This window comes from Devosia sp. Z11_6, from assembly GCF_058133665.1.
In genome coordinates, this window is the sequence record NZ_JBYUNQ010000001.1 from 662,707 (window position 1) to 680,302 (window position 17,596).

At 63.9% G+C, this 17,596-nt stretch carries 16 protein-coding genes and 1 pseudogene; 4 read left to right on the plus strand and 13 right to left on the minus strand.

The genetic code is table 11. The annotated features are described in order from the left end of the window. Window positions 1-630 precede the first annotated feature (630 nt). A pseudogene (gene uvrB / locus AC3YMN_RS03140) lies at window positions 631-2,613 on the minus strand (excinuclease ABC subunit UvrB); the annotation flags it as partial. 861 nt (window positions 2,614-3,474) lie between these two features. On the opposite strand from uvrB, the gene AC3YMN_RS03145 reads away from it, so the two are divergent. Further along, the gene (locus AC3YMN_RS03145) at window positions 3,475-4,032 is read left to right on the plus strand and encodes a DUF1003 domain-containing protein (RefSeq protein ID WP_489888898.1); all 558 of its coding nucleotides are present in this window, start codon (window positions 3,475-3,477) and stop codon (window positions 4,030-4,032) included. A 349-nt stretch (window positions 4,033-4,381) separates the two neighbouring features. Here AC3YMN_RS03145 and AC3YMN_RS03150 read toward each other — a convergent pair whose 3' ends face one another. From AC3YMN_RS03150 to AC3YMN_RS03190, 9 genes are all read right to left on the minus strand, one after another. Then, a complete protein-coding gene (locus AC3YMN_RS03150; protein ID WP_489888899.1) occupies window positions 4,382-4,963 on the minus strand; it encodes an SH3 domain-containing protein in 582 nt (193 codons plus the stop codon). 134 nt (window positions 4,964-5,097) lie between these two features. After that, the gene (locus AC3YMN_RS03155) at window positions 5,098-5,769 is read right to left on the minus strand and encodes an SH3 domain-containing protein (RefSeq protein ID WP_489888900.1); all 672 of its coding nucleotides are present in this window, start codon (window positions 5,767-5,769) and stop codon (window positions 5,098-5,100) included. 136 nt (window positions 5,770-5,905) lie between these two features. Then, window positions 5,906-6,544, minus strand: a complete 639-nt coding sequence (locus AC3YMN_RS03160; protein WP_489888901.1) for an SH3 domain-containing protein — start codon at window positions 6,542-6,544, stop codon at window positions 5,906-5,908. 96 nt (window positions 6,545-6,640) lie between these two features. Beyond that, a complete protein-coding gene (locus AC3YMN_RS03165; protein WP_489888902.1) occupies window positions 6,641-7,036 on the minus strand; it encodes an acyl-CoA thioesterase in 396 nt (131 codons plus the stop codon). After that, the gene (locus AC3YMN_RS03170; protein ID WP_489889191.1) at window positions 7,033-7,632 is read right to left on the minus strand and encodes a thymidine kinase; all 600 of its coding nucleotides are present in this window, start codon (window positions 7,630-7,632) and stop codon (window positions 7,033-7,035) included. The genes AC3YMN_RS03165 and AC3YMN_RS03170 overlap by 4 nt, the downstream gene beginning before the upstream one ends. Before the next feature lie 112 nt (window positions 7,633-7,744). Beyond that, complete coding sequence (locus AC3YMN_RS03175; RefSeq protein WP_489888903.1) at window positions 7,745-8,650, minus strand: DMT family transporter; 906 nt, start codon at window positions 8,648-8,650, stop codon at window positions 7,745-7,747. 129 nt (window positions 8,651-8,779) lie between these two features. Beyond that, the gene (locus AC3YMN_RS03180) at window positions 8,780-9,640 is read right to left on the minus strand and encodes a Spy/CpxP family protein refolding chaperone (protein ID WP_489888904.1); all 861 of its coding nucleotides are present in this window, start codon (window positions 9,638-9,640) and stop codon (window positions 8,780-8,782) included. 176 nt (window positions 9,641-9,816) lie between these two features. Then, window positions 9,817-10,113 (minus strand): hypothetical protein, encoded by a 297-nt coding sequence (locus tag AC3YMN_RS03185; RefSeq protein WP_489888905.1) that lies wholly within the window; start codon window positions 10,111-10,113, stop codon window positions 9,817-9,819. A gap of 138 nt (window positions 10,114-10,251) precedes the next feature. Beyond that, entirely contained in the window at window positions 10,252-10,626 is a 375-nt protein-coding gene (locus AC3YMN_RS03190; RefSeq protein ID WP_127753689.1) for a winged helix-turn-helix transcriptional regulator, read from the minus strand. Between the two features lie 188 nt (window positions 10,627-10,814). Here AC3YMN_RS03190 and AC3YMN_RS03195 point away from each other — a divergent pair, with 188 nt between their 5' ends. The 3 genes from AC3YMN_RS03195 (at window position 10,815) to AC3YMN_RS03205 (ending at window position 14,138) form a co-directional block, all read left to right on the plus strand. Beyond that, on the plus strand, window positions 10,815-11,396 hold the full coding sequence (locus tag AC3YMN_RS03195; protein ID WP_489888906.1) for an NADPH-dependent FMN reductase: 582 nt from the start codon (window positions 10,815-10,817) through the stop codon (window positions 11,394-11,396). Window positions 11,397-11,820: 424 nt separating this feature from the next. Further along, complete coding sequence (locus AC3YMN_RS03200) at window positions 11,821-12,879, plus strand: LacI family DNA-binding transcriptional regulator (RefSeq protein WP_489888907.1); 1,059 nt, start codon at window positions 11,821-11,823, stop codon at window positions 12,877-12,879. Between the two features lie 56 nt (window positions 12,880-12,935). Further along, window positions 12,936-14,138 carry a pyridoxal phosphate-dependent aminotransferase gene (locus AC3YMN_RS03205; protein WP_127753686.1) on the plus strand — a complete coding sequence of 401 codons (1,203 nt, stop codon included), beginning with the start codon at window positions 12,936-12,938 and terminating at the stop codon, window positions 14,136-14,138. Between the two features lie 873 nt (window positions 14,139-15,011). Here AC3YMN_RS03205 and AC3YMN_RS03210 read toward each other — a convergent pair. The 3 genes from AC3YMN_RS03210 to greA form a co-directional block, all read right to left on the minus strand. Continuing rightward, on the minus strand, window positions 15,012-15,908 hold the full coding sequence (locus AC3YMN_RS03210; protein ID WP_127753685.1) for a LysR family transcriptional regulator: 897 nt from the start codon (window positions 15,906-15,908) through the stop codon (window positions 15,012-15,014). Between the two features lie 29 nt (window positions 15,909-15,937). Then, complete coding sequence (gene trxB / locus AC3YMN_RS03215) at window positions 15,938-16,888, minus strand: thioredoxin-disulfide reductase (RefSeq protein ID WP_489888908.1); 951 nt, start codon at window positions 16,886-16,888, stop codon at window positions 15,938-15,940. Window positions 16,889-17,043: 155 nt separating this feature from the next. After that, window positions 17,044-17,517 carry a transcription elongation factor GreA gene (gene greA, locus AC3YMN_RS03220; RefSeq protein WP_127753683.1) on the minus strand — a complete coding sequence of 158 codons (474 nt, stop codon included), beginning with the start codon at window positions 17,515-17,517 and terminating at the stop codon, window positions 17,044-17,046. Window positions 17,518-17,596 lie beyond the last annotated feature (79 nt).

Consider the following 17,596-nt stretch of genomic DNA (forward strand, 5'->3'; position numbering starts at 1 on the left):
GGGCCGACAGTTTTGGGTGGGTTTTTGGGGGAGGGATCGGGGCCAGCGAGGGCCCCGACCCTTCGCCATTCGAGGGTCTGGGGCTCTCGTTGTTGGCAGGAGCGGATGAGTTGGGGCTTCCCTCCCCCTTGAGGGGAGGGATTGAGGGAGGGGGTCGTGGAGGAGGGCACGGTGGTGCCGAGGAATGTGGGCTCTTTGGCAGTGGCTGCTCGGAGTCTGGTGAAGGCGCCGACGGACCCCCACCCCTTGGCCATTCGAGCATAGCTCTCATGGCCTTCTCACCTCGGATCGCTCCACTGGAGCGATCCGCCGCTTTGGCGGACGGCTCGAAGCCCCTCAAGGGGGAGGGAGGGCAAGGGCCGACGGGTTTGGGGCTCTCGTTGCGGGCAGGAGCGGATGAGTTGGGGCTTCCTCCCCCTTGAGGGGAGGGATTGAGGGAGGGGGTCGTGGAGGAGGGCAGGGTGGTGCCGGGGGCTGTGGGCTCTTTGGCGGTGGCTGCTCGGAGTTTGGTGAAGGCGCCGACGGACCCCCACCCCGGCCCTCCCCTCAAGGGGGAGGGAGGCCAGGAGCCGAGGGGCTGGAGCTAGACCGCGCGGTAGGCGACTAAGAAACCTCGCCGGATAAAGTATCCAGTTCCATTTCCTTGAGGCGCTTGATCTCGTCCCTGAGCCTTGCGGCTTTTTCGAATTCGAGGTTGGTGGCGGCTTCGCGCATGGCGCGTTCGAGGTCCTTGAGGACGGCGGCGAGGTTTTCGCCGACGGCCAGTTGTTCCTTGCCGTCGCGGCCCTTGCCGATCGAAACGGTGACGTGGTCGCGCTCGTAGACGCTGTCGACGATGTCGTGGATGTTGGAGCGCACCGACTGCGGCGTGATGCCGTGTTCCTCGTTATAGGCGATCTGCTTTTCGCGGCGGCGATTGGTTTCGGCGAGCGCGCGTTCCATGGAGCCGGTGATGTTGTCGGCATACAGGATCACCCGCCCGTCGACATTGCGCGCGGCGCGGCCGATGGTCTGGATCAAGGAGGTTTCCGAGCGCAAGAAGCCTTCCTTGTCCGCGTCGAGAATGGCGACAAGGCCGCATTCGGGAATGTCGAGGCCTTCGCGCAGGAGGTTGATGCCCACCAGCACGTCGAAGGCGCCGAGCCGCAGGTCGCGGATGATCTCGATGCGCTCGATGGTGTCGATGTCCGAGTGCATGTAGCGCACGCGGATGCCCTGTTCGTGCATATATTCGGTGAGGTCCTCGGCCATTTTCTTGGTGAGGACGGTGCAGAGCGTGCGGTAGCCCGTTTTTGCCACCTGGCGGATCTCGTCGATGACGTCATCGACCTGGGTCTTGGCCGGGCGGATTTCGACGGGCGGATCGATGAGGCCGGTGGGGCGGATCACCTGTTCGGCAAAGACGCCCCCGGTCTGGTCCATCTCCCAGGAGCCCGGCGTGGCCGAGACATAGACCGATTGCGGGCGCATGGCGTTCCATTCCTCAAAGCGCAGCGGACGATTGTCCATGCAGGAGGGCAGGCGGAAGCCGTATTCGGCCAGCGTCGCCTTGCGCCGGAGGTCGCCGCGATACATGGCGCCGAGCTGGCCGATGGTGACGTGCGATTCGTCGACAAAAACGAGGGCGTTGTCGGGGAGATATTCGAAGAGGGTCGGGGGCGGCTCGCCGGGCTTGCGGCCCGAGAAGTAGCGCGAATAGTTCTCGATGCCGGCGCAGGAGCCGGTGGCTTCCATCATTTCGAGATCAAAGAGCGTGCGCTGCTCGAGGCGCTGGGCTTCGAGGAACCGACCGGCGCCGTTGAGCTCCTGCAGGCGCGCATTGAGCTCGGCGCGGATCAGCTTGATCGCCTGGTTCATGGTGGTGCGCGGCGTCACGTGGTGGGAATTGGCGAAGACGCGGATGAAGGTGAGGTCGGCCGACTTCTTGCCCGTGAGGGGATCGAATTCGGTGATGGATTCGATCTCGTTGCCAAAGAGGGTGATGCGCCAGGCGGCGGCTTCATAGTGGGCGGGGAAGAGTTCCACGGTATCGCCGCGCACCCGGAAGGTGCCGCGCACAAAGCCGGTGTCGCCGCGCTTGTATTGCAGGGCGACGAGCTTGGCGAGCAGCTCGCGCTGGTCGATCTTTTCGCCCTTTTGCACATCGATGGTCATGGCGGTGTAGTCTTCCACCGAGCCGATGCCGTAGATGCACGAGACCGAGGAGATGATGATGACGTCGTCGCGCTCGAGGATCGCCCGGGTCGCCGAGTGGCGCATGCGGTCGATCTGCTCGTTGATGGTGGATTCCTTTTCGATATAGGTGTCCGTGCGCGGCACATAGGCCTCGGGCTGGTAGTAGTCGTAATAGGACACGAAATATTCGACGGCGTTGTCGGGGAAGAAGCTCTTGAACTCGCCGTAAAGCTGGGCGGCAAGGGTCTTGTTGGGCGCAAGGATCAGCGCGGGGCGATTGGTGCGCGCGATCACCTGGGCGGCGGTGAAGGTCTTGCCCGAACCGGTGACGCCGAGGAGGACCTGGTCGGTTTCGCCATTCTCGATGCCTTCCACCAGTTCGGCAATGGCCGTGGGCTGGTCGCCGGCGGGCTGGTAGTCGGTGACCATGCGGAAGGGGCGGCGGGGCGCGCGTTTTTCGAGGCGGTTCTGCGCCTTGTGGGGCATCCAGGGGGAGGAGCCTTCCACTTCCTTGCGGCCATGCAGGATGATCTGTTCGAGCGCCTTGACGGTGGCGGTGACGCCCACGGTCTGGGCGTTGGAGACGTCCTCGTGCTTTTTGGCCTTGGCCTTCTTGGTGGCGGCGGTCAGGGCCGCGCGGATTTCGGCGGTGGCCTCGGGATCCGCGTCCTTCGAGACGGCGCTTTGCGCCTCCTCAGGATGAGGGGCGCCGGTGATCTTGCGGGCGCTCAGCGCCTTGGCGGAGGGGACGTGGCCAAAGCCGGCCTGGGGGGCTTCGCCCATGCCGGAGAAATCGGGACGGACGACGGAATTGATCTTGGTCTTGCCCGTCTTGGGCGACATGCCGGTGACGGTGTCGTGCGAGGACTTGGTGGTGCGGCGCTTTTCCAGGGCCGTCTTGGGCTTGGCGGCTTCCTTGGCAGCCTCGTCGGCGGCAGCGGCGGCGGCCTGATCGGCGCGATCCAGCGCGCGCTTGTTGCGCATGCGCTCGGCGTAAAGGGGTTTGCTGGCGGCGAGGTCCTCGGCCTTTTCGATCTCGCCCAGGAAATCGTCGATGGAAAACTCGGCTTTGCCGGGACGTGCGGACTTGTCGGCCATAAGACACCAATGCTCGGGAAGGCACCTGATGTGGGAAACGGTGCCGCAAATTGCAACGTGCTTTACCTTAGCAGGTGGTGAACGGAGACGGAACAGGGGTGCTGACAGGCTTTGTCAGGAGCACGCAGTGTTGATGCCGGTTGCCCCGATGAACAAAGGGCAGGGCTGGCCGTTGTGGGGGCGACAACGGAGTTCGAGCAGATGAGCCAAAACCAGCCCGAGGCGAATAGCCCGACCAAAAAGGCCGCCGAGGGATTAAACCCCGCGCTGACGCGCAATATCGATGCCATCATGGAGCGGCGGCGCGAAAGCGCGCGCTCGGCCTCGCTCGAGGAACGGGCCGCGGCGGCGATCAGCAAATTCGCCGGCTCCATGATGTTTGTTTATATCCATATCGTGTTTTTCGGGCTCTGGATCGGCATCAATGTGGGATGGTTGCCGATCATCCCGCCCTGGGACCCATCGTTGGTGGTGCTGGCGATGGAAGCGTCGGTCGAGGCGATTTTCCTCAGCACCTTTGTGCTGATCAACCAGAACCGGATGGCGGCGGAGGACAATATCCGGGCCGATCTCGACCTGCAGGTTAGTCTGCTCAACGAGCATGAAACCACCCGGCTGATCGAGCTGGTGAGTGCGATTGCCCGCAAGCTCGATATCCATACGGAGGCCGATGAGGAATTGGGTGAACTCGAGCGGGATGTGTCCCCCGAAGCGGTGATGGATCGGATCGCGGATGCGGAGGAGAAGGCGGAGGTGTGAGGGGTTTTGGCGCTGGAACTTTGCCGGCAGGGGCCAATGAATCGGGGCTCACATCCCCCAGCCCTGACCCCTCCCCACGGAGGGGGAGGGGGAGGGTGAGGCAGGGGCCGAGGGTTTGGAATGTTCGGTTGGTGCTGAGGGTGAGGTTGGTGCTTCCCTCCCCCTTGAGGGGAGGGATTGAGGGAGGGGGTCGTGGGGTGAGGCTCGGTTGGACCGGTGCGCTGAGACTTCTAGTGGAGGGTCGGACGTCGGTGATAGGACCGAACGACCCCCACCCCAGCCCTCCCCTCAAGGGGGAGGGAGGGCAGAGCCCGATGTATCGGACTTGGAGCCAGCGCGGCTCGCGCCGTTAGTAGACTTCGATCGAGGAGAGGGCCTTGTTGAGGTATTGGTCAAGGCGGGGCTGGCTGTGGGTGATGCGTTCGCAATAGCTCTGGAAGAAGCGGTCGCGGCAGGCGGCGACGGCGACTTTGCCTTCGATGCGCACGGAGGAATAACGGTTGTCGGCGCCAATCAGCAGCAGGTCTTCGATCTTGGTGCCGGGGTCGAGGCAGAGCGCGCCGCCGGTATAATTCTCGCCCTCGTAAAAGCAGACCTGCTTGGGCGCGGGGCGCTCAAAGGTCCATTCGTTCCACTCGATGCCGCGGGGATCCTTGCCGAAATCGACAGCGTGGATCGAGGTCCAGCCGCGCCCGCCTGGGCCATCGATCATGCACCAGACCCGCTGGCAGCGCAGCACCTTGATGCGCTGTTCGGCCGGAATCTGGCCCAGGATGGGATATTCGCGGCCGGGGCCCTGGTGGAGGGTCGCGGGCTTGGTAGTCCAGGCAAGGCTGCCCGATTCGGACGCTGCGAGCGTAGGCAAAGCGCCCGCGACCAGCGAGAAGCCAGCAATGGCGAGGAAAACGAGAGTGCGAAGAAGATAAGGCATGACGCTGTTCCACAACAAGGCTGGGCCCGGGGACACTAGCGCGGCACCGGGCCAAGGCCAAGGTTTATCGGAATCCTGGATGTGAAAAAGGGCGCCATCGTAGGATGGCGCCCGGGAGTGGCTGCAGCCTGGGATCAGCGGACGCGGATCGAGGCGATGTAGTCGTCGTAGTCACCGAGCGAAGAAGCGCTGGTGGTATAGGTGCGGCAATTGCGGAAGTTCACTTCGGCGCAAACCTGAACCCGCAGGCCATCGGGATTGTCGATCGAAGAGATGCGGTCGGCAAAGCCGCCCAGATTGCGCACGCTTTCGCCTTCCTCAAGGCACTGGCTTTCGCCGCGGAAGCGGGTGCGGTCATAGAAGCAGACCTCGGCGATCTCTTCATCATAAACGGGCGGGGCAGGTGGGCGCGGACGGCCGGGAGGATTGCGGCCTTCATTGCCAACGCCGATATTGATCTGCGGGCCACCGGGGCCGGTGGAGAAGCCGAAGGACAGGCCGGGCTGGCCGGAATTGACGGGACGACCACCTGCGCTCAGATACTGAGCCGAGACCCAGCCATCCGGGCCGGGCTTAGCGATATAGCACCACGAGCCTTCGCACTGCTGCACATCCACATTGGTGCCAGAGCGCACAGTGTCCACTACCCCGTAATTGCCGCCAGGGCCGGAGCGCACATTGATGTTGCTCGTCACCGTACCGGGAGCTGCCTGGGCAGCTGCGGGCAGGAACACGATCACGGCGGTGGCTGCGACGGCAATACCCGTAGCCGCGGTTTTCAGCAGCTTGCGGTTGTAGCGGTTCATCCTTGAACTCCTGTTATATTCTTGGCCGACAACCGTATTAGGCCGATCGGCAGTGACGCTGTTGTTGTTGTTGATCAAACGATGATGGAAACAAACGGTTCCGGCCCAGCACGAAGACTCTGTTGCTCTTTAGACCTTAGTAAACGTCCAGAGAGGAGATGCGGCGGTCGAGTTCGCGCGGCAGCCGGGCAGTGTCGCGCCGCAGGGTGGCGCAAGCGCCTGAAAGCTCTTCGTCACGGCACACATCCACCCGGGCGCCGCCATAGATTTCGACCGAGCGGAAGCTGTCGTCCCACAGGCCCGGCAGGTAGTCATAGGTTTCGCCTTCGGTGACGCAGAACTGCTCACCGCGGAAATCGGGGCGGGTATAAAAGCAGGCGCCGGCTTCCTCATCATCGTAGACCGGGGGTGCCGGCGGTGGAGGCGGGAAGGGACGTCCAGGACCCCCGAAGTTGAATTCGAGGTCAAGGCCGGGTTCGCCAAAGCCATTGCCACGGGGCGCGACCTGCGCCTGGGCCTGCCGGCCAATAACGACGAAGTCGCTCGAGACCCAGCCGGCAACATGCCCGGCCGAGATCTGGCACCAGCCGGCGCTGCACTGGCCGGCATCTACGGTGTTGTTGGCAAAGAGCGAACCGACAACGGGATGCTGCGTGCTGGGGCCAGAGCGCACATTGACATTGGTTGAAACGCTGGCCGGGGCGGCAGCAGCGGCAATAGTGCCGGCCAGCACGGCGGCGAAGGTGGTGATCAATCCGAGGCGAACAGACTTCATCGAGGGCTCCCCTTGCTTGCCGGCGCTTGGGGCCGGCGTGGTCCATAAGACCCGATGGCAACTGAATGCTGGCTGAACGATCCGGTTCGAAAAAAGTCAGGTAATGGTGCGCTTGCGGCCGTCTTCGCCCATGGCGACGTAAACAAAGTGGCCCTGGGTGACCTTGACGCGATCATCGCGCCGCTCGCGCCGGGCCCAGGCTTCGATGGCGATCGTGACCGAAGTGGTGCCGACGCGGTCGACGGCGGTGTAGACGCAAAGGATATCCCCGACCTTGACCGGGGCGATAAAGGTCATGGCCTCGACGGCCACGGTAACGACGCGGCCGCCAACGCGCTCGACGGCGGCGATCGCGCCGGCAATATCCATCTGGCTCATTACCCAGCCGCCGAAAATGTCGCCAGCGGGATTGGCGTCGGCGGGCATGGCCAGGGTGCGGATGGTGAGCGCGCCCGAAGGTTCAGTGGAGGGTGTGGTTTGGACGGGGATCATGAGGACGGTCCTTTCACGGGCCAGCGGCCAACGGCTTCTTCCCAGTGCATGCGGCAGAGGGAGAGATAAACGGACTTTTCGATGGCGACCTGGTCGCCGGCGGTGAGGACCCGGCCGGAGGGGTCCTGACGCACCACCATGGTGGCCTTGCGGCCGCAGGAGCAGATGGTGCGGATTTCGCGCAGGATATCGGCAATCGCCAGCAGTTCGGCCGAGCCGGGAAAGAGCTTGCCCTGGAAATCAGTGCGCAGGCCAAAGCACATCACCGGAATGCGCAGGCGATCGGCGACGCGGGCGAGCTGCCAGACCTGTTCGGGGGACAGGAACTGGGCTTCATCGGCAAAGACGCAATCGACCTTGGCGCTTTCAGTGGCGTCGTGAATGGCAAGGTAGAGATCGTCCGCCTCGCTATAAAGCGCGGCAGCTTCGGAGATGCCGATGCGCGAACTGATCCTGCCTTCGCCATCACTGGCGTAAAGGCCCGAGGTGAACAGCAGCGCATTCATGCCGCGCTCGCGATAGTTATAGGCCGCCTGAAGCAGGAGCGTGGATTTGCCCGCATTCATTGCGGAATAGGAGAAATAAAGCTTGGCCATGGGCTGGTTGTGCCGGAGCGGGCCCGGGGGTGCGAGGGGAAACACCGGGTGGTCCACAACAAACTGCTGGCAGGCGGGAGGGGTTGCGCGGGGCAGGTTGGGCGGGGGCGGGCTAGGTCGTCAGGGCCTCGGCGCGGGTGCGGCGGCGCAGGAGGATGGGCGGCAACACTTCGCCGAGGAGAATGGCGAGGAAGATGACGAGGGCGCCGAGATAGCCGATGGGCAGCAGGCGCTCGCCAAGGAGCAGCGCGGCGCCGAGGGCGGCGAACAGGGCTTCGGAGGACAGCACCAGCGCGGCATTGGTGGCGGGAACATATTGCTGGGCGACGGCCTGGAGGGTGAAGCCGATCGCGGTGGAGCCAATGCCGGCATAGGCGACGGCGAGCCACTGCTCGCTGATCTGGGCGAGGGTGGGCGCTTCGAAGACGAAGGCGAGGAGGATCGCGCCAAGGCCGGCAAGGATAAAGGTGCCGCAAGTGATGGCGAGGGGCAGGCCGGTGCGGCTGGCGATGGCGCCGAGCATGAGCACATGGATGGCCCAGAACACGGCGCAGAGCACGATCAATGCATCGCCGATATTGAGCCGGTCGAGGCGGGCGCCGTTGAGCAGGTAGATGCCGACAAGGGCGAGAGCGACGCCGATCAGCACCAGCGGATGGGGCTGAGTGCGAAAGACGAGGAAGGCGATGAGAGGCACAAAAAGTACGTAAAGGCCGGTGAGAAAGCCGCCATTGGTGACGGTGGTGCTGGCGAGGCCCACCTGCTGCAGCCAGCTGCCGATAAAGAACACCAGCGTCATGGCGCCGACAAAGAGCCAGTCACGGCGGGAGAGAGTGGCGGACTTGATGCGGCGTTCGCGCAGGGCCAGCGGCAGGAGGAGGGCGCCGCCGATGATGAAACGCACGCCGGTGAAGCTGAGCGGACCCATGGAGAGCATGGCGTGCTTTTGGGCGATGAAGCCAAAACCCCAAAGAGCAGTGGCGAGCAGAAGGCATAGGGTGGCGGTGGCGCGGGTCATGGTGGTTCCGGTCAGCTGCCAGCTATAGCTAGAGCAAGGCCGGTCGAAATTAAACCCCGGCCAATCGGGGCCGGGGCAAATGCGGTGCCGCGCCTCTCGGAGGAGAAAGGCGCGGCACCGCGGGTGTGGTTAGCCCCGGATGGCGGGAGCCGGGCTGGACGGTGGGGCGGGCGGCTGGCTGGGCGGGGCGGCGGGTGCGGCGCCCGGCTGATCGGCTGGGGGCGGTGCGGCGGGCTGATCAACGGGCGGCTGGGCTGGTTGATCAGCGGGCGGCTGCGAGTCCGACTGGTCCGGCTGATTGTTGCCGGGCCCGCCCCAATTGCCGCCGCCGCGCTGGCCGCGTTGGGGCGGCGTCAGCAGCGCTTGCTGCTCGGGGGTGAGGCTTTCGTAAAATGCTGTGACCGAAGGAACAACGCTGGTGAGCGCCTCGAGCTGGGCATTGTCGAGCACGATCCGGCGCTGCAGCAGGTCGGGGATGGTGAGGGGAGCCGTGGGGGTGGAGCGCTCGGCGCGAACCTGTGCAGTGTCGTCAACATATTTGCGGACGGCGTCCATGACCGCGGTGCGCATCTGCTCAAACAGCGGGCGCTGTTCGGCGGTGAGATCGAGCCGGTGGCTAATCCGCACAAGCGCCAGTTCGATGGCTTCGGCGCCCCTTTGGAAGTTGAACAGGCCCGTCATGCTGTTGCCCAACTGGCGGCCGTTCTGGCGCATGCCGGGGCCGTCGTTGCGGTCGGAAGGGCCGTTCATGTCGCCACCCATGCCGCCGCCGCGGCGACCGCCATGCTGACCCTCCCAGCCGCTGTTGCGCTGGCCATGCCAGCCGCCGCGGCGGTGCCCGTCGCCCCGCTGCCAGTTGCAGTCGTCATCGCCGCCGGACTGATAGCCCATAGGAGGCTTCCCAGGCTGGGCCAAGGCGGGGCCGGTGGCCGCAAGGCCCGTGGTCGCGGTGAGAAGGACCGCGAGAGCCGCGGCGGAAATCTTGTTCATCGGATTGCTCCCTGGTGTCTGGCCGGAGGTTTCGGCTGGCCAGATGATAGAGCAAGTGCCGTGGGCAGAACCTTGCGGGAAGGTGAAAGCTTGGCAAGGTTGGTAAGGTAGGCGGAGCCTGGGCAACAAAAAGCCGGCCCCTAGGGCCGGCAATTTGGCAGCAAATCTGAGGTGGTTCAGCGCCGGGGCGGCGCGGGAGGCAGGCGGCTGGGCTTGATCCTGGCCGGCGCTTCGGCGGGCAGGTTGCCCCGCAGGGCAACGCGGGTAACTTCAACCAGAATGGCGAGAACCAGGAGCGTCAGCGGCACCATAAAGACGGCAATCTGGGTGTCGGGTTCCTGGGCGAGAGTGGCGGCAGTGGCAGGGGTGATGCCGGCGAGGACCGCAGCGGCGCCTCCCAAAACCAGAAACATGCCGGAGGCGAAAGCGTAGAGCCTGAAGCGTTTGCGCGGGGCAGGTGTAGATTCACGCATGGGGTCGCATCTTCCTTGAAGCTATCGAGCAGCGCAGAAGTGTCACCCCAATGCGGTTCGATTGTGGCGGGCAGCGTCACGAAGCGCTGCCGACGGGATGCCGACAAGCCGGCTTGGCGAAACTGCAGGGCTGCGAGCTTAGGCGGCAGTGGGAGCTTCGTAGCGGGCGCGGGCGTGCAACACGGTTTCGTGATGCTCGGCCGCCCACAGTCCCAAGGCGCCGATCGGACCGAGCAAGGACTGACCCAATCGGGTCAGGCTGTAGTCAACCCGCGGGGGCACGGTGGGGGTCACGACGCGCTCGACGATGCCGTTCTTTTCCAGCTCGCGCAGCACCGAGGTAAGCGACTTCTGGGTGATGTCGCCGATCTCGCGCTTGAGTTCGGAAAAGCGCTTGGGCCGCTCCTGCAGCAGGGCCACGACGAGCACCGCCCATTTGCTGCCAATGATGGTGAGGATGTCGCGGGTGGCGGCGCAGTGGGGATGGCTGTGACTGAGGTAGGACGGTCTCATGGAAGTGACCTCGGTATCTTACAGGTGCCGTCTTGTGTCGGCTGCTCACTCTCATATACGACAGGTTGGTATCCCATGGAAACCTGGGTTTCCAAAAGATACATCCAATTGACCACAACAGCGGTCGGAGCCGGAACGCCAGCGTGGCGGGCCCGATCCTGCTTTTTGCTTCATGAAAGAAACTCCGAATGGCTCTCCAACTCAAGATCATAATTGCCAGCACCCGGCCCGGCCGCGTCGGCCCAACCGTTGCCCGCTGGGTGGAGGACTTTGCGAGGGAGCAGGGCAAGTTCGACATCGAACTGGTTGATCTGGCCGAGGTGGGACTGCCGCTGTTTGATGAACCCAAGCACCCCATGCTGCAGCAATACGAGCATGAGCACACCAAGCGCTGGAGCAAGACCGTCGGGGAGGGCGACGCCTTTGTGTTCGTGACCCCCGAATATGATTATTTCCCCCCAGCTTCGGTGGTCAATGCCATCCAGTATCTGTCAAAGGAATGGACGGGAAAGCCCGCAGGCATCGTCAGCTATGGCGGCGTTTCGGCCGGCCTGCGGGCCAGCCAGGTGCTGCGCCAGCTGTTGAGCAATCTCAATGTCGTGGCGCTCAGCCAGTCCGTGCCGATCCCGTTTACCGCCAATTTCCTGGGCGAGGACGGCGTGTTCCGACCCAATGAGCCCATGGTGCAAGGCGCCGGCCTGATGTTCAATGAGCTGCATAAATGGGCCGTGGGGCTCAAGAATATGCGCGAGGCACAGCCGCAGGCATAAGCCGGGGGCGCTGGGCCAAGGCATGGAGCTTGGGGGGTGGGTCGCTCCCCAAGCCTGTGGCTAGTGACCGAAGGCCGGCCCTTCGGGGCAGGGGCCGCCCCGCGTGACCGGCGGAGGGCGGAAACCCAGGGCAAGGCGACCCGCACTGGCGAGCCAGGTTGTTGCCCGCCGGTGCCAGCCATTACCACCGCCCAAATGCGCCGGCGTAGCCGCCGCGACGGGGGCGGGGCGTTCCCATTCATCGAAGTAAACTGATTTGAAGAGATAGCTTGGAGGGATCATTATCGCACTACTCCTTGAATCGGTTCAACCCGAGGATGTGAGTGTGGGTTGAATCGGTTCAAACTAGCATTGCGATTGCCAGCGTCAACCCGATTTGAACCGATACATCTTTTTTGCTAGTGGTGGAGGGAAGGAGTTCTTCGTGGTCAAACCGCCGGTCACCATAAAACTGAGGGATGTAGCGGCGGCGGCCGGTGTGTCGCAGGGCACGGCATCCAATGTGTTCAGCCGACCTGAACTCGTTCGGCAAGAGGTGCGCGAGCGCGTGCAAGCGGTTGCCAAGGAGTTGGGCTATGGCGGGCCGAGCCTGAAGGGGCGGCTGCTGCGGGCGGGCAAGGTCAATGCCATCGGGGTCGCTGCGGTTGAGCCGCTGTCCTATTTCTTTGAGGATCCGTGGGCCCGCAGCCTGCTCGCGGAGATGTCCGAAATCTGCGATCGGCGGGGCGCCGGCATGGCGCTGGTCTCGGCGGTGAACCGGGAAAAGCTGGCCTGGAACATCGAAACAGCTTTAGTGGACGGGTTTGTGCTGCTGTGCGTGGAAGGCGGGCACGAACTGGTGGCGCTGACGCGCAAGCGGGACCTGCCTTTCGTGGCGCTGGCGCTGGGAACAGGCGACGACTCCATCCCTGCGATCGGGATCGACAATATTGCCGGCGCGGCGATGGCGGCGCAGCACCTGGTGGAACTGGGGCACTGGCGCTTTGCGGTGCTGAGCACCGAGCTTAAAGAGGGGCATGCGGGCCCGGTGGGAGAGGCGGAGATCGCGGCGGCAATTTATTCCACCTCGCGCGACCGCATGCTGGGCTATTGGCAGGTGCTGGACGGTGCCGGCATCGCCCGCGCTGACGTGCCGGTGCATGAAACCCGCAATGAGCCGGCCAGCGTATGGGCGGCGCTGGAGGCAGTGTTCACCGGGGCGACCAAACCAACGGCCTTGCTGTGCATGTCGGACCGGATTGCGATTCTCGCCCTGGACTGGCTGCGCGGGCGCGGGCTGCGCGTGCCTGAGGATGTTTCGGTGGTGGGTTTTGATGGTGTGCCTGAAAGCGCCGCGGCGCAGCCGCCGCTGACCACGGTGCAGCAACCGCTGGCGGATATTGCCCATCGGGCCGTGGCGGCGATCCTCGACGGGCCGGTGGAGCGCCAGGTGGTTCCGCTGTCGCTGGTGGTCCGCGGTTCCACGGGAGCGCCGCCGCCATAGCGCTTGCCGGTGCCCGAACGGGCCAGTATCACATCCCACAGATGTGGAGATGATCGATGAAACTGTTGTCGGATGCATTGGACCGGGTGGCGCCTTCGGCCACGGTGGCCATCACGCAAAAAGCGCGCGACATGGTGGCCGCGGGCAAGGACGTGATTGCCCTTTCGGCGGGGGAGCCCGATTTCGACACCCCGCTGCACGTGCGCGAAGCCGGGATCCGCGCCATCAATGAGGGCAAGACGCGCTACACCAATGTGGATGGGATCGCCGAGCTCAAGGAAGCAGTGGCGGCAAAATTCCGGCGCGACAACGGGCTCGATGTTCGGGCCGATGAGTGCTTTGTGGGCTCGGGCGGCAAGCAGATCATTTTCAATGCCCTGATGGCGACGCTGAACCCCGGCGACGAAGTGGTGGTGCCGGTGCCGTTCTGGGTGAGCTATCCCGAAATCACCCGGCTTTGCGGCGCCGAGCCCGTGCTGGCGCGGGCCGATGCCTCGACCGGCTTCAAGCTCAAGCCCGAAGTGCTGGAACAGGCGATTTCGCCCCGCACGAAATGGTTGATCCTCAATACGCCGTCCAACCCAACGGGCGCAGCCTATTCGGCCGAAGAATTGCGGGCGCTCGCGCAGGTGCTGCTGCGCCATCCCCAGGTGATGATCCTGACCGACGACATCTATGAGCCGCTGGTTTATGACGGGCGCCAGTTCGCGACAATTGCCCAGGTGGAGCCCGCGCTACGCGAGCGCACGCTGACCATGAATGGCGTCAGCAAATCGCATGCGATGACGGGCTGGCGCATCGGCTATTGCACCGGGCCCAAGCCGCTGCTGGCGGCGATGACCAAGCTGCAAAGCCAATCCACCACCAATGCCTGCTCGATTTCGCAATGGGCGGCGGTGGCGGCGCTGAACGGGCCGCAGGAGTTCCTCAAGGACTGGCGGGCGGCGTTCCAGGCGCGGCGCGACCTTGTGGTCGAGGGCCTGAACGCCGCCGCGGGGGTCGAGTGCCTGGTGCCCGAGGGCGCGTTTTACGTCTTCCCCTCCTGCGCTGAATTGCTGGGGCGCACCAGCGGCGGCGGCACCAAGCTCGAAACGGACGAGGACTTCGTCTTGGCGCTCCTGGCCGAAACGGGGGTGGCGCTGGTGCATGGGGCCGCGTTCGGGCTGCCCGGGCATTTCCGGCTGAGCTATGCGGCGGCGGATGCGCAACTGCGCGAAGCGGTGGCGCGCGTGCAGCAGTTCTGCGCCGCAGTACGCTAGACCCAACGAGGTATGGGGGTGCCGGCCAGTGCTGGCGCCCTAGCGATCGACGAAGCGGGCGGGGAAAAAAAAGGGCCCCATCCGAAGATGGGGCCATGGATAGGGCCGAAGCCAAATCGCTAGTAATGGTCCCGCGCAAGGGAGGAGGAGATGCGCCGGACCGGGTGGACCCAAGCCGAGGGAGGAGGATACGGCTTGAACCCGGTGTCGGGCAACGCAGGTCCGAGGGAGGAGGAAACGGACGGCGTCGCAGCGACAAGGACGTATATAGATAGCCCGATCAGTTAGTGCAACGCGGAAGAGCGAATAGGAGCTATGCGTTAGGCACAGCGACAATGTGTCCACTAAATAAGCAGGCGCATTGCTCGGCGTTGCAACCCGCCGGAACAGGCGAAAAAAAAGCCCCATCCGAAGATGGGGCTGATGATAGGGCCGAAGCCAAATCGATAGTGATGGCGAAGCGCAAGGGAGGAGGAAAGCGCTTCACCGATGGACCGGGATCGAGGGAGGAGAATCGATCCAAATCCGGCGTCGCGATGCGGGGTCCGAGGGAGGAGGATTCGGAGCGCGCCTCAGCGACAGGTTCAATATGAGGGAGACCCGCCCCGCCAGCAATGCGCGATGGGTCATGCCAGCCATGCGCCACATGCAGGCGATATACGATCACAATTGTGGGTTTTGGAGCCGGGAGTGCCCGGCGTGCTGCAGAAAGATTCGCGATTCTTGCGCTGGGCGCGCAGCGTCATTCCGCGTGAATATTTGGGACTGACAGGGCGTTAGCTGGGTAGGGGCCCCGACGGTGTCGCTGGCGGGGCAGGTCCGCCCAGCGATGGGTATTTGGAAGGCGCATCCGACAACGAACGCGTTCGCCCGCTAAAAGCTCCACTCGCGCGCCTTGCCGACGATGAAGTCGCGGAAGACGCCAACGCGCTTGGAATTCTTCAGCGCGGGAGGGTAAACAAAGTATGCTTCATAGGCCGGCAGCTCGATTTCGGGCAGAACCTGGACGAGGCCGCCGTCTTCCTGCTCGGTGACATAGTCGGGCAGCATGGCGATGCCGATGCTGGCCTGGCAGGCCTGGAGCATGCCGTAAATCGAATTGACCTTGAGCACCGCACGGCGCGGGCTGGAATCGCTGCGGCCCATGCGCTCGAGGAAATTGAGCTCGGGCAGGTAGGAAGGCACCGGCTCGCCAAAGCTGATGATGCGATGATCGTCGAGTTGCTCGGGGCTGTTGGGAGAGCCGAATTCGCTCAGGTATTCGGGCGTGGCATAGAAGTGGTTATGCACGGTGAACAGCTTGCGCTGGATCATCTCGGACTGGTTGGGACGATGCAGGCGAATGGCGACGTCGGCTTCGCGCATGGCTAGATCGAGCTCGGCGTCGTTGAGGCGGATTTCGAGCTGGATCAGCGGATAAAGGCGGATGAACTCGTTGATGCGCGAGGACAGCCAGGTGGAGCCGATCCCGACCGTGGTGGTGACGATCAGCGGGCCGGTGGGCTCGTCCTGGGACTCGGACATCTGGGTTTCCACCTGCTGCAGTTCCCAGTGCATGCGGTGGGCGGTGCGGAACAGCTGCTCGCCGACCTCGGTCAGCACGAGGCCGCGGGCATGGCGGATAAAGAGTTTAAGCCCAAGGTCGTCTTCGAGCGCCGAAATCTGGCGGCTGACGGCCGATTGGCTCATTCCCAGTTTTTCGGCGGCGTGGGTGAAACTGCCCGACTCTGCGGCGGTATGAAAAATCCGGAGCTTGTCCCAGTCGAGCATTACACAGTGCTTTCTTCTTAGTGGGTGGTCTACTCCGCCGCTTCGGCGAGTTCGTGTTCGGCCAGGAACCGTTCGGCATCGAGCGCGGCCATGCAGCCCATCCCCGCTGCAGTGATGGCCTGGCGATAAACGTCGTCGGTGACATCGCCGGCGGCAAACACGCCGGGGATGTTGGTCTGGGTCGTGCCGGGCTGGACCTGCAGATAGCCGCCCGGCTTCATGTCGAGCTTGCCGGCAAAGATCGAGGTTGCGGGCGAGTGACCGATGGCGACGAATACGCCGTCGATCGGCTGGGAATAGGTGCGGCCGGTCTTGAGGTCGCGCAGGGTCACTGCGTTGACCGAAGGGGGCATGGCGCTGCCATGGACTTCGTCGATCTCGGTGTTCCAGCGCACTTCGATCTTGGGGTTCTTGAACAGGCGATCCTGCAGGATCCGCTCGGCCCGGAACTCGCTGCGGCGATGCACGAGAATGACCTTGGAGGCGAAGTTGGTGAGGAAGAGCGCTTCCTCGACTGCGGTGTTGCCACCCCCGACTACGACCACTTCCTTGTTGCGATAGAAAAAGCCATCGCAGGTGGCGCAGGCGGAAACGCCAAAGCCCTGGAACTTCTGCTCGGAGGGCAAGCCCAGCCACTTGGCCTGGGCACCGGTGCAGATGATGATGCTGTCGGCGGTGTAGGTGGTGCCGCTGTCGCTGTGGAGCACAAAGGGGCGGCGGTCGAAATCGACCGAGGTGATCACGTCGTTGACGATGCGGGTGCCGACATGTTCGGCCTGCGCGCGCATCTGGTCCATGAGCCAGGGGCCTTGGATGACGTCGGCAAAGCCGGGATAGTTTTCAACATCAGTGGTGATGGTGAGCTGGCCACCGGGCTGGATGCCCTGGATCATCACGGGCTCCAGCATGGCGCGCGCCGCGTAGATCGCAGCGGTGTAGCCGGCCGGACCCGAACCGATGATGATGACTTTGGCGTGCATCGCAACGCTCTCCCCAGAGTACGAGGCCTCCCTTGGCCTCAGTTAAAGGCCGAAGTGCGGGCGGTTTCAAGGCCACCGGCACGCCGGGGGCAATTCAGCTGGGGCTGTGCACCGAAAAAGCACAGCCTGCACCAGCCTTTGCTCGCTAAACAGGCTTAGCTGTAGCGGATTTTCAGGATTTCGTAGGAACGCGAACCACCCGGGGCGGCTACTTCAAACGAATCGCCGACCGATTTGCCGATCATCGCCTTGGCAATGGGCGAGGAAATGGAGATGCGGCCACCCGAGGCATCGGCCTCTGGATCGCCCACGATCTGATAGGTCTTTTCCTCTTCGGTGTCCTCGTCGACATAGGTGACGGTGGCACCAAACTTGACGGTGGAGCCCGAGAGCTTGGAGACATCGATGATGTCGGCCAGCGCCAGGATCGATTCAAGTTCCTGGATGCGCCCTTCGTTCAGGCTCTGCTGTTCCTTGGCAGCCGAATATTCGGCGTTTTCGGAGAGATCGCCATGGGCGCGCGCTTCGGAGATGGCGTCGATGATGCGACGGCGCTCATTGGCAGTGCGGTGCTCATATTCAACGGTGAGGGCCTTGTGACCAGCCACCGTCATCGGGATCTTGTCCATTCGTATCGCCTCCAGGGCAAATGCAGGTGTCTTCCAGCCGCAACCCGTTCGGCATCCGCTTCACGACTAGTTTTCGGGG